Genomic DNA, 12373 nt, shown 5'->3' on the forward strand with positions numbered 1-12373 from the left:
CTATTCTAAACCCATTGCTATTTAAATGGAAATACAGTTTGACATTGAGTTCAAGGAGAGTGCACCGAAATACATGCAGATCATCAAATCGCTTCTGCAGGCGATCAGCAAAGGAAAACTGAAACGAGGCGACAAGATCCCATCCATTAATCAATTAAGTGAAGAATATCTGCTTTCACGGGATACGGTCGAAAAAGCTTACAAGCATTTGATAAAAGACGGAGTACTGATTTCAGTGCGTGGAAAAGGGTATTTCATCAACCGCGTCGACATTGAGACATCACTTCGCATATTGCTGGTTTTCAACAAGATAAGTAATTACAAAAAGCAGATTTACAATGCTTTTGTTGAAAATATCGGGCGTAATGTGAATGTCGATCTGCACATTCATCATTCCAATGTCAACATCTTCAAGAATCTTATAAAGAACAGCTTGGGCGAATATGACTACTATGTAATCATGCCCCATTTTTACGAGAAGGCCGAAGAAGCGATTGAAACATTGAAAATGATCCCGCCCGAAAAGTTGATATTGCTAGATAAAGATCTGGAACTGAGTAGCAAAAAACATTCATCCGTTTTTCAGAATTTTGAAAAGGATATTGTTTCTGCATTAAACGAGGCGATTGATTTGTTGAAAGTGTACAAAAAGCTGATCCTCATTTTCCCGACCATTATCCGTTATCCGAAAGAGATCATCAAAGGCTTCCGGATCTTTTGCATTCAACATGAATTCGAACACGAGATCATGTACGATTTTCATGAAAACAGCACGGCAGCAAGCGATACCGCCTATGTCGTAATTGAGGAAAACGACCTGGTGAATCTGATCAAAAAATGCAGGGAACAGCACCTGACCATCGGCAAAGACATTGGAATAATATCCTACAATGAAACGCCATTAAAAGAAATCCTGCTCGATGGCATCACAACCATTTCAACCGATCACGAGCAAATGGGAAGAACCGCCGCAGAGCTGATCACTGAAAATAAACGGGCGATTGTTAAAAATCCGTTTACGCTGATCCGGAGGAAGTCGTTGTAACGCATTGTCCTGCTGAGCGCAGTTGACTGCGCTCAGCAGGACAAATTAACAAGTTAAAGCCCGGTCGCTACCGTCACCTTCCCTCTTTCATTCATTAATTCGGAGCGGACATTCAGATTTCTGAACAACCCAACCGGGTCTAATGCACCTCCACTAAGTCGCATGGATTCGCGCACCAATGGACGAACATCCGTTCTGAATGCGTTTTGAAGAATTTGCTGAGCCAGTACCACGTCATTTTGCTGACGTGCCGTTTCCAGTTTTTTACGATCAACAATCAGAGCCTGGGCATAAGATAAAAGAATGGCTTCTACCGATTGCAGCAGATCTTCGAGCGGATCTTTTACATTATGACTTGCATCGATCATCCAGGCGTAAGTATCACTATTTCTGCCTGCACGTTTCATGCCTTCAACGAGTTCCACGAAAATCAAGAAAAGCATATAGGGACGAATGCTGCCAACCGTCAAATCGTCGTCTCCGTACTTGGAATCATTGAAATGGAAACCAGCCAAACGACCTTCCATCATCAACGTCGCGACGATCTGCTCGATGTTTGCATTTGGCAAATGGTGGCCCAAATCAACCAGTACATCTGCTTTCGGACCTAATTTTTGACAAAACAATAAGGAGCTTCCCCAATCCTGGATTACGGTAGAATAGAAATTCGGCTCATACGCTTTGTACTCGACATACACTTTCCAATCGTCCGGAAGCGCAGCATAAATTTCCTTCAGAGATTCCAGGGTATATTGAAATGATTTCACAAAATTGGATTGCCCGGGAAAGCAAGAACCATCTGACAACCAGATCGATAACGCTTTTGACCCAAGATCCTTTCCGTATTTAATTACCTCAATATTATGGTCGACCGCCTGCTTCCTGACTTTGGCATCGACATGAGAAAGTGAGCCGAACTTGTAAGAATGCTCCTGATTTTTTTGGTCCTGAAAGGTATTAGAGTTAACGGCATCGAACTGTAAGTTCAACGAAGAAGCTAACGAGATAATGGATTGCGCCTGCTCAGGGATATCCCAGGGAATGTGCAGTGAAATAGAGCCGCTCGAACGGTTTAATGCATGTAACAGACCAACATCCTCCACTTTTTCTTCCAGTGAACGAGGCTCTCCGCCACCCGAAAAACGGCCGAAACGCGTTCCGCCCGTACCTAACGCCCAGCTCGGAATCGCAACCTGAAAGTCAGAAAGTGCTTTGACAATGTCATTTGCATTGATCCCCTGCTCGCCCAGTTGCTCTTTTGTATAAATAAACTGGTTGTTATGTCTCGAAAACAGAGAGTCATTGTGCTGATCAATCTGATATTGTTCTATTTTCATTTGAATAGGTTTTTGGAAAAGACCTGGCAGATTTTGAAAACCTGCCAGGTCTAATTATCTACCGGAGGAACGCGGCAGGAACACCACCATCTACGTTAATTACATTCCCAGTGCTTTTACTTAAAAGCCCGCTCACGAAGATATAGACACCATTTGCAATGTCTTCAGTATGAATTTCAGCATTCAAAACGGTTCTTTTTGCATAGTATGCCGGTAATTCTGCTACTGAAATACCATATGCTTTCGCACGTCCGGCCGCCCAGCCACTTTCCCAGATCTTACTTCCGGCGATTACGGCATCGGGGTTAACCACATTTACTCGGATCCTGTCCGGACCAAGTTCGGCAGCCAGCAGACGTGTCATGTGTTGCTGCGCAGCTTTGGCTGTTCCGTAGGCTACGTTATTTGGCCCGGAAACGATCCCGTTTTTGCTGGCGATGTTGATAATGTCGCCGCCCAAACCTTGCTGACGCATAATCGCCACCGATTCCTGAGAAACAAGGAACTGACCTTTTACCAAAACATCCTGTAAAATATCCCAATCCTTAATGGTCGTCTCAGCCAATGGTTTTGAAATGGACAAACCTGCACAGTTTACAATAATGTCGACGCCGCCATATTTAAGTTTGGTAGCGTGCAATGCAGCTTTAATTTGTTCAGGATCAAGAACGTTTGCAATCGTTGTCGAAGAAAAATCCTTGCCGAACTTCGCATCAAACTCCGACTTGGTTTCTGCTAATGCTTTTTCGTCAATATCAGAAATAACCACGCATGCACCTTCCTGCAACAATTTCTGGGCGATGGCTTTTCCAATTCCACCCGAGCCGCCAGTCACGAATGCTACTTTGCGCGAAACCGATTTTTCTTTCGGCATTCTTTGCAATTTAGCTTCTTCTAAAAGCCAATATTCAATGTCAAATGCTTCCTGCTCAGGCAATGACACGTATGAAGAAATCGCCTCGGCGCCTTTCATTACGTTGATCGCATTAGTATAAAATTCAGCTGCAACGCGGGCTGTTTGTTTGTCTTTTGCAAATGAAAACATCCCAACTCCCGGCAACAGGATAATTACCGGGTTCGGGTCGCGAACTGCCGGGCTGTTATCATGTTTACAACGATCGTAGTAAGCCTGGTAGTCGGCACGGTATGCTTCAAATTGTGGACGGATCTGATCCAGGATTTCCTGATCGGTCGCATTCAGTTTTTCAAATGGAAGATCCAGTACCAGCGGACGGATTTTCGTACGCAGGAAGTGGTCCGGGCAGCTGGTACCCAATGGCGCCAACTTATCCAGATCATTGCTGGCAATAAATTCCAAAACACGCTCGTCATCGGTAAAATGGCCGATCATCGCTTGCTTATCAGATGCCAGACCACGCAGATAAGGTGCCAGTTTACCGGCAATTTCCGTTCTGCGTTCCGGCGACTCGCTCGTTAACCTCACGCCACCGAAAACCGGACGCGTTTTTCCGTAATTTTCATTCAGATACTCCGATGCTTTTTCGATGGTATCTAATGTATTGATGTAAGATTCGTAAGCTGTATCTCCCCAGGTAAACAAACCGTGTCCACCAAGTACGATACCCCGGATTCCCGGATTGTCTGCCAGTGATTGTTCAAGCTGCAAACCCAGGTCGAAACCCGGACGCTGCCAGGGCACCCACGCAATTTCACCGTTAAACAGTTCTTTTGTAATGGCCTCCCCTTCTTTGGAAGCGGCAATGGCGATCAATGCATCGGGATGCAGGTGATCAATATGTTTGAATGGCAAAAGGCCGTGCAATGGCGTATCAATGGAAGGTGCTTTGGATTTCAGATCGTAAATGCAGTGGTTGAAAAGCTCCACCATTTCATCTTCAAATTCCAGTCCGCGATAAATGTTTTTGAGGCTGTGCAGACGGTCGACATAAAGTCCCGCCAGACCACTTCTCGTTAAGGTCCCGATATCTCCTCCTGAACCTTTAATCCACATTACCTCAACCGGGTTTCCTGTCAAAGGATCTTTTTCAATGGTTTTGCAACTTGTATTTCCACCAGCATAATTGGTCAAACGAAGGTCGGCGCCCAGCAGATTGGAACGGTACAATAAAAGTGCTACCTGATCGTCACCCAGAGAAGCGGCTTTCTCGTCATCCCACAAATAACTTACATATCTATACTGGCTTACTTTAGAACTGCTCATATTTTCTTTTTTAATTTTTATCAATTTGGGTATCGGACATTCTCCCAGAAAGGATTTGACGGGACAAATACTACTCTGAAACAGGTCACAAGATTAGAAAACTTACCTATACGCACCGTCCTGCTGTATCCTGCATGTAGAAATAAATTGAGAATTAATGTGAGATTTGATAGTTTTTATAGCCATGAAATAAGCTGCCATTTACCGATCACTCACTCCATTTCACCGACGAATAGCTCCTTTGCTCGTAACCGGAAAATTAACATATTCTTGCTCCCGGTTAGGTTCGGTCTGCCTGTTTTTCAACATGCGCCAACCATTTTATCTATCCTTTCGTACTCTGATCCCCGGTGCTTTTCAATTCCGTCTCTTACGTCCTTTTTTTACCCGCAGTATTTACCCTCTACTGGCTTCTAAAACGATCCGTCGGAGCGCAGAACATCTTACTGTTATCTGCAAGCTATTTCTTTTATGGTTGCTGGGATTGGCGATTCCTCGGATGCCTGATATTCTCGACACTTTTGGATTACTATTCCGGACTCAAAATAAAATCATCTAAAACCAACGCTCAGTCAAGGATGTGGTTGATTATCAGCATCGTAATTAACGTGGGTCTTCTAGCATACTTCAAATACTATAATTTTTTCGCAGAGTCTTTGATAAAACTGATGGCGTCCGTTGGGATCGAAACACATCTACAAGTCCTCAATATCGTTTTGCCCATCGGAATTTCCTTTTACACATTTCATGGCCTTTCATATGTGATCGACATCTATAACAAGAGAATAGATCCGTCAGAGAACCTGGTGAACTACTCGCTTTTTGTCAGCTTCTTCCCATTGCTTGTTGCCGGCCCGATTGAACGGGCGACGCATTTATTGCCCCAGATCGAGCAACCCAGAATTTTCAGATATGAAAAAGCAGTTGACGGAATGCGCCAGATGCTTTGGGGATTTTTTAAGAAAATCGTTGTTGCCGATAGTTGTGCCACATATGTCAATATGACCTTTGACAATCCAACGAATCATTCGGGCAGTACACTTTTATTCGGGGCCATTCTGTTTGCATTTCAGATTTACGGCGATTTCTCCGGTTACTCCGACATTGCCCTGGGAACAGCGCGGCTTTTTGGTTTCGAACTTCTCAACAATTTCACCTTTCCTTATTTTTCGAGAGATATCGCTGAATTTTGGCGGAGATGGCACATATCGCTTTCATCATGGTTTAAAGATTATGTATACTTTCCATTGGGAGGAAGCAGGCTCGGGCTGCTCACCAGCATTCGAAACACTGTTATCATTTTCCTGATCAGCGGTTTTTGGCATGGAGCAAATTGGACGTTTGTAGTGTGGGGACTTTATCATGCGTTGCTTTTTCTGCCTTTACTACTCTTTAATATCAATCACAAGCATAAAGATGTCGTCGCAACGGGCTTGTTCCTGCCTAATTTAAAAGAATGGCTGCAAATCATTTCAACATTCTTTTTGGTAACAATAGGATGGATATTTTTCCGAAGTTCAGACCTCGCAGGTTCATTTGTTTACATTAAAAGAATCATTAGTCAATCGCTCTTCACAATCCCATTACTCGATCATCTGAAGATGCCACTCGCTTACATTTCCATTTGCATTGTAGTGGAATGGCTGCATCGAGATAAGATTCACGGACTTCAAATCACCCGCCTAAAACTTCAATCGGTGCGATGGATACTATACCTATTGCTTGTAATGGTGTGCATTGCGCAGTTCAGACATAACCAGGAGTTCATCTATTTTCAATTCTAGCCAATGAAACCTTTCGTCATTAACGTCCTTTTTTTATCGGGTTTGCTTACCGCCATTTTAACTGCCTCACTTTTTGGAATTCCGAACATTGCTGCGCAGCATTCACTGCTAGGCGCTCTTCCAGACAAACATAAAATGCTAATGGAAGCCGGTTCACCGAAGATTGTCTTTGTCGGAGGCTCAAATCTGAGTTTCGGACTGGAAAGCAAGAAAATTCACGAGCGTTTCAAGAGGCCGGTGGTCAATACCGGCTTACACGCTGGAATCGGTCTCAGGTATTTTGCAACAGATGTATTGCCCTACATTCAGGATGGCGATATCGTAGTTTTATGTCCTGAATACCAGCACTTTTATACTGATCTATTTTACGGGGATATGGAGCTTGTTTCCGTTCTTTTCGATATTTTTCAAGATGGCCGAAAGCATCTTAGTTTCGAGCAATGGTATAATCTGATCGATCTGGTGCCCCGATATGCGATATCCAAACTGAAATTTCAAACCCGGAATGAGAATAACGCTACCGACGTTTATTCACGAAAATCGTTTAACACTTTCGGCGATGCATATCTGCACTGGTCCCGCCAGCGCACAAAAATAGAGCACGCAATTCCCTGTACAGGAAAAGAGGTTGTTAACCCCAAATCAATTGCATTCATAAGAGAATTCTCGCAGTCCGTAAAATCGAAAGGAGCGAGCTTATGTGTCCTTCCCCCGGTTTACGCCGCAACATCGTTCAATAATCAGCGAATTATGATCAAATCAATAGAACAGGAAATGAATGCATACGGGGTAGCCTTCATCACTGACCCCGTTCGCTACAAACTTGCTGATACGCTGTTTTTCAACACAAATTACCATTTGACGAAAAAAGGCGTGGACATGAGAACGAAGATGGTCATGGACGATCTGCAAAAAACCGGACTTTTCCATTAAAGAGCGTCCACTTGATCATCACTTCCAAACCAGTCCCATATTTTTAAACAGAAACGCATAAATATCTGACTGCGTTTCAAGCGCTTTTTTGGTATTGCTGGCACCGTGACCCGAGTTGGTATCAATGCGGATCAGCAATGGATTTGTGGACGATGCTCCTGCCTTAGCTTGTAGTTCAGCGGCATATTTGAAAGAATGTGCTGGAACGACGCGGTCGTCGTGGTCGGCAGTGGTGATCATCGTGGCAGGATATTTCCCGCCTTCTTTGATGTTGTGTAAAGGTGAATATCCTTTTAAAACAGCGAATTCATCGGCATTGTCGCTGCTGCCATAATCAGCGATCCAGTTCCAGCCGATTGTAAATTTGTGAAAACGGAGCATATCCATTACTCCAACTGCCGGAAATGCGACTTTAAAAAGCTCAGGCCGCTGATTCATTACCGCACCTACCAGCAATCCTCCATTCGAACCTCCCTGAATTGCAAGTTTTTCCGGGGCAGTATATTTTTCTTTAATCAGATATTCAGCTGCTGCGATGAAGTCATCGAACACATTCTGTTTCTTCAATTTCATTCCTTGCTCATGCCATTTCTCGCCATACTCACTCCCACCCCTTAAGTTAGCCTGAACATAAATCCCTCCCTGATCAAAAAACGGAACTCTTATTGAGCTGAATGCAGGCGGAAGACTAATGTTAAAGCCACCATAGCCATATAAAATGGTCGGATTTGAACCATCCAGCTTTATTCCCTTTTTATAGGTGATGAATGCAGGGATTTTGGTACCGTCTTTACTTGGGTAAAAAACCTGCTTGGTTTCGTAGTCATCAGGCTTAAAAGACACTTCCGGCGCCCTGAAAACCTCACTCTTTTTCGAGGCAATATCATACCGAAAAATGGTCGGCGGGTAATTGAATGAAGTGTAGGTATAAAAAACGAAAGTATCCTCTTTCTCACCTCCAAAACCGCTGGCTGAGCCCAGACCGGGCAATATTACTTCATTTTCAAGCTTACCGGTCAGATCAAACACATTTACCCGGGTCGTGACGTCTTTCAGGTATGAGACAAACAACTTACCACCCGCAGTCCCGGCTCCCTGCAATGGTTCGGATTTCTCGGCCAGGATTGTTTTCCAGCTTTTCGACTTTGATGTATATAACAAGACTTTGCTGTTTGGTGCATTCTCATTGGTTTCAATCAAAAAATCATCTCCGATATTATCAATAATCCCAAAGCTAAAATCAGTAATTTCTTCCTTGATCGGTGAGAAACGCGTTCCTCCTTTTTTCATGACCCAAAGCCCGTTTCCATCCTTTCCTTTACCTCTGTCGCTCACAGTCAGCACTACATATCGCTCATCTTCGGTCGTACCTACTGTATGAAAACGCTGCGGATTGGCCGGGTCTTCAAATATGAGCTTATCGTCTTTCTGTTCGGTTCCAATCTCATGAAAAAACACCTGATGGTTTTCATTTTTTGCAGCTAATGCACTTCCTTCCGGTTGTGGGTAACGACTGTAATAAAACCCATTTCCCTGCCACGATGCTCCCGATACTTTCACCCATTCCACTTTATCAGAAAGCATTTTGAGCGTTTTCATATCCATGACATTGTACTCCTGCCAGTCGGAGCCACCTTGCGAAAAGCCGAGAACAGCATGCGAGCCATCTTTGGACAGATTGAAAACAGTAAGTCGCGTGGTACCATCCGCGGATAGCTTATTCGGATCAAGAACGACTTCGGGATTTCCCTTCAACCCTTTCTGCCGGTACAAAACCGCCTGGTTTTGCAAACCATCGTTTTTATAAAAATAGAAGTATTCACCCTTTTTCTGCGGAGCCGAATATTTGGGGTAATTATATGCTTTTTCAAGATCGTTGAAAATCTTTTCCTTGAATGGGATTTTATTGAGGTAGCTGAAAGTCACTTCGTTTTCCGCTTTTACCCATGCGGCCGTTTCCTCCGAGCGGTCATCTTCGAGCCACCGGTAAGGATCTGCGACTTTGACGCCGTGGTATTCATCTACATGATCAATTTTCTTTGTTTGGGGATAAGAAATCTCTTGGGAAAAACCGTCCGGAGAGATGACGGTCGCGGCGATAACACTCATTACAGAAAGTTTAATTTTCATAAAATAGGAATGACAGATCATTTGACGGTATCAGCTTCCAACAAACTGGCAGCACTCGTCATACTCTGCTTTGTTATTTTCTTTTGTAAAAATTCAAAGTGACGGCGGTAGAATTCGATTTTTCACTCAATGTGTAAAAACCTGACCCTTCCGAGTCAAAGCATATGCTTTCTCCCTGAGGCTCAATCGCTACGAGAAGCTGGCGGGTAGCGGGCTGAGTTAAAGTCTGCCCGATAGTTTCCCCGGTTTTACGCTTCCAGTAGTAGACAGAAAGATAAGTCCGGATCGCAATTTCATTTCCATCCTTTGAGATACTCCCACCCGTCGCAGTCGATACCGATGGCACTGTACCAAGTTTCTCCGCGGTAATCGTTTCTCCCGTTGATTGAGGGAATGCCAGCCGGTAAATCCCCGTATTAGAGGATTCTTTGGAAACTATGAAAATGTCTTTGGTAACAGGATCAAGGAGCAGCGATTCTGCATCCCTGGGACCGTCCGGATATTTATAAGTGATTTTTTCAACCCTATCCTGAGAAAAAGACGCATTTGGATCTGAAATTTCGGGAACGCGGTAGATGACATTTACTTTTGAGGCAGAAGATCCGTTGTTACCGGTATCAGCGATATACAGATAGTTAACTCCATTCTCAGGTCCCGGCCCGATTGCTACATCTTCCCAATCGTTATTTTGTGCCCCCGGAATTCCGTACTCTTTAATGGTTTTTCCATCTTTACTCACCAGGTAAAGCGAGTTGGGTTGGCCTGAATCCTGATTTGTCCAGAGATAACCCGGAAAATTAAGGCTGGGCGCTAACCCCGAGGCTTCATCGATTGTGCCCGGGGTAATGGGAAATTTCTGAGGTGTAGATTCAAACTGATCCGAATTCCCATTGCCTGGCCCCGGATTGGGATCGGGATCACATGAACACGTGATGCACAACACAAGCGAACAGATCACGATCCACCCCTGGTTACCCAATCCTTTGTATTTATTCATAAAAAACGTTGCATGTTAGATTTGCTAAAAATACGTACTTTTGCGCCATTTATTATCAGGCACTTTCTTTATATCAGTATTAAAATAGTTATATGTTACGTACCCATACTTGTGGTGAGTTAAGCTTAGAATTTGTTAATCAGGATGTTGTGTTATGCGGCTGGGTTCAGCGCGTTCGGGATAAAGGTGGTATGATCTGGCTGGATTTGCGGGATCGTTACGGCTTAACACAGCTCCTTTTTGAGGAAGGCAAAACACCAGCTGATGTATTGGAAACAGCCCGGTCGCTGGGCAGGGAATTTGTGATTTCTGCAAAAGGCCAGGTAATCGAAAGGCTTTCAAAAAATGATAAAATTGCCACCGGAGCAATTGAAATCCGCGTAACTGAGCTTAATGTGCTTAATCCGGCGAAACTCCCTCCTTTCCTTATCGAGGATGAGACTGATGGCGGGGATGATATCCGGATGAAATACCGTTATCTCGATTTAAGAAGAAATACAGTCCGTAAAAATCTCCAGTTACGTCATCAGGTTGCCAGATATACCCGGGCTTACCTTGACGATCTTGACTTTATTGAGGTCGAAACGCCCGTTTTAATCAAATCCACCCCGGAAGGCGCACGCGATTTTGTGGTGCCCAGCCGCATGAATCCCGGTGAATTTTATGCACTTCCCCAGTCACCGCAAACTTTCAAGCAATTGTTGATGGTCGCTGGTTTTGACCGTTACTACCAGATCGTGAAGTGTTTCAGGGATGAAGACCTTCGTGCCGATCGCCAGCCGGAGTTTACTCAGATTGACTGTGAGATGTCTTTTGTAACGCAGGAAGACGTGCTGAATACTTTCGAGGGAATGATCCGGCATCTTTTCAGCAAAGTGAAAGGTTTTGATCTTCCCGAAGTTCCCCGAATGACCTATGCTGACGCAATGCGGCAATATGGTTCTGACAAGCCTGACATCCGTTTCGAGATGAAGTTTACCGAGCTCAAAGGTGAAAATCAGGATTTGACTTCGGGTAAAGGGTTTGGCGTTTTTGATGACGCCGGACTCGTTGCAGGCATCTGCGCTCCGGGTTGTGCAGCCTACACCCGTAAACAAGTTGATGAACTGACAGACTGGATGAAGCGTCCACAAATCGGCGCGAAAGGCTTGATTTATGTGAGATATAATACCGATGGTTCAATCAAGTCCTCCGTTGACAAATTCTATTCGGAAGACGACCTAAAAAAGTGGGTAGTTGCATTCAATGCCAATCCGGGAGATCTGATATTTATCCTATCGGGGCAGGCAGACAAAACCCGCAAGCAATTGAATGAGCTTAGATTAGAAATGGGATCAAGATTGGGATTACGAAATGCTGACGAATACAGAGCATTGTGGGTGCTTGATTTCCCTTTGTTGGAATTTGGAGAATCTGAAAATCGTTGGTTCGCTATGCACCATCCCTTCACCAGTCCGAAGCCAGAAGACATTGGATTGTTGGACCGCGATTTAGGGCTTGTTCGTGCAAATGCATACGATATGGTGATAAATGGCGTTGAAGTTGGCGGAGGTTCTGTCAGGATTTTTGAGCGGGAACTTCAACAGAAGATGTTTGGAATACTTGGATTTTCGCCGGAGGAAGCACAGGATCAATTTGGTTTTCTGATGAATGCGTTTGAATTCGGAGCACCTCCCCATGCCGGCATTGCATTTGGTTTTGACAGGCTTTGCTCTATTTTTGGCGGTGCCGATTCCATCCGCGATTTCATCGCTTTTCCAAAAAATAACTCGGGAAGAGATGTGATGATTGATTCACCATCGGTGATATCGGATGCTCAACTTAAAGAATTGGCAATCAGGGTTGAGTAGCGGGTACAGCATACGACCTTATAGAATTTAGTTAGAATAAGATTTCGTAGTTTTGCCAGGATAAAAATTTCTAGTTTAACATTACACTGACTGACGTGATCGGTGCTATCCGTAA

At 44.2% G+C, this 12373-nt stretch carries 8 protein-coding genes; 4 read left to right on the forward strand and 4 right to left on the reverse strand.

What is annotated here, in order from left to right; genetic code table 11:
* Positions 1 to 25 precede the first annotated feature (25 nt).
* Complete coding sequence (locus LZG72_RS17635) at positions 26 to 1045, forward strand: GntR family transcriptional regulator (protein ID WP_233875484.1); 1020 nt, start codon at positions 26 to 28, stop codon at positions 1043 to 1045.
* Positions 1046 to 1098: 53 nt separating this feature from the next.
* Here the strand turns inward: LZG72_RS17635 and LZG72_RS17640 are convergent, their stop codons facing one another.
* Together LZG72_RS17640 and LZG72_RS17645 are read right to left on the reverse strand one after the other, a co-directional pair.
* On the reverse strand, positions 1099 to 2382 hold the full coding sequence (locus tag LZG72_RS17640; RefSeq protein WP_233875486.1) for a TIM barrel protein: 1284 nt from the start codon (positions 2380 to 2382) through the stop codon (positions 1099 to 1101).
* Between the two features lie 58 nt (positions 2383 to 2440).
* On the reverse strand, positions 2441 to 4564 hold the full coding sequence (locus LZG72_RS17645) for a bifunctional aldolase/short-chain dehydrogenase (RefSeq protein WP_233875488.1): 2124 nt from the start codon (positions 4562 to 4564) through the stop codon (positions 2441 to 2443).
* Positions 4565 to 4914: 350 nt separating this feature from the next.
* Between LZG72_RS17645 and LZG72_RS17650 the strand changes: the two genes are divergently transcribed.
* Both LZG72_RS17650 and LZG72_RS17655 read left to right on the forward strand, forming a co-directional pair.
* Complete coding sequence (locus tag LZG72_RS17650) at positions 4915 to 6348, forward strand: MBOAT family O-acyltransferase (protein ID WP_233875491.1); 1434 nt, start codon at positions 4915 to 4917, stop codon at positions 6346 to 6348.
* Between the two features lie 3 nt (positions 6349 to 6351).
* On the forward strand, positions 6352 to 7281 hold the full coding sequence (locus LZG72_RS17655; protein WP_233875493.1) for a hypothetical protein: 930 nt from the start codon (positions 6352 to 6354) through the stop codon (positions 7279 to 7281).
* 18 nt (positions 7282 to 7299) lie between these two features.
* Here the strand turns inward: LZG72_RS17655 and LZG72_RS17660 are convergent, their stop codons facing one another.
* Positions 7300 to 9390 carry a prolyl oligopeptidase family protein gene (locus LZG72_RS17660; protein ID WP_233875495.1) on the reverse strand — a complete coding sequence of 697 codons (2091 nt, stop codon included), beginning with the start codon at positions 9388 to 9390 and terminating at the stop codon, positions 7300 to 7302.
* Positions 9391 to 9484: 94 nt separating this feature from the next.
* Complete coding sequence (locus LZG72_RS17665; RefSeq protein WP_233875497.1) at positions 9485 to 10408, reverse strand: PE-PGRS family protein; 924 nt, start codon at positions 10406 to 10408, stop codon at positions 9485 to 9487.
* A 92-nt stretch (positions 10409 to 10500) separates the two neighbouring features.
* On the opposite strand from LZG72_RS17665, the gene aspS reads away from it, so the two are divergent.
* A complete protein-coding gene (gene aspS / locus LZG72_RS17670; RefSeq protein ID WP_233875499.1) occupies positions 10501 to 12258 on the forward strand; it encodes an aspartate--tRNA ligase in 1758 nt (585 codons plus the stop codon).
* Positions 12259 to 12373: the final 115 nt, after the last annotated feature.

The organism is Dyadobacter sp. CY323 (assembly GCF_021390245.1).
GTDB lineage: Bacteria > Bacteroidota > Bacteroidia > Cytophagales > Spirosomataceae > Dyadobacter.

Bases quoted from the DNA above. Each gene is read 5' to 3' on its own strand.
- LZG72_RS17635 (WP_233875484.1), top strand. From the start codon at position 26: ATGGAAATACAGTTTGACATTGAGTTCAAGGAGAGTGCACCGAAATAC.
- LZG72_RS17640 (WP_233875486.1), bottom strand. From the start codon at position 2,382: ATGAAAATAGAACAATATCAGATTGATCAGCACAATGACTCTCTGTTT.
- LZG72_RS17645 (WP_233875488.1), bottom strand. From the start codon at position 4,564: ATGAGCAGTTCTAAAGTAAGCCAGTATAGATATGTAAGTTATTTGTGG.
- LZG72_RS17655 (WP_233875493.1), top strand. From the start codon at position 6,352: ATGAAACCTTTCGTCATTAACGTCCTTTTTTTATCGGGTTTGCTTACC.
- LZG72_RS17660 (WP_233875495.1), bottom strand. From the start codon at position 9,390: ATGAGTGTTATCGCCGCGACCGTCATCTCTCCGGACGGTTTTTCCCAA.
- LZG72_RS17665 (WP_233875497.1), bottom strand. From the start codon at position 10,408: ATGAATAAATACAAAGGATTGGGTAACCAGGGGTGGATCGTGATCTGT.
- aspS (WP_233875499.1), top strand. From the start codon at position 10,501: ATGTTACGTACCCATACTTGTGGTGAGTTAAGCTTAGAATTTGTTAAT.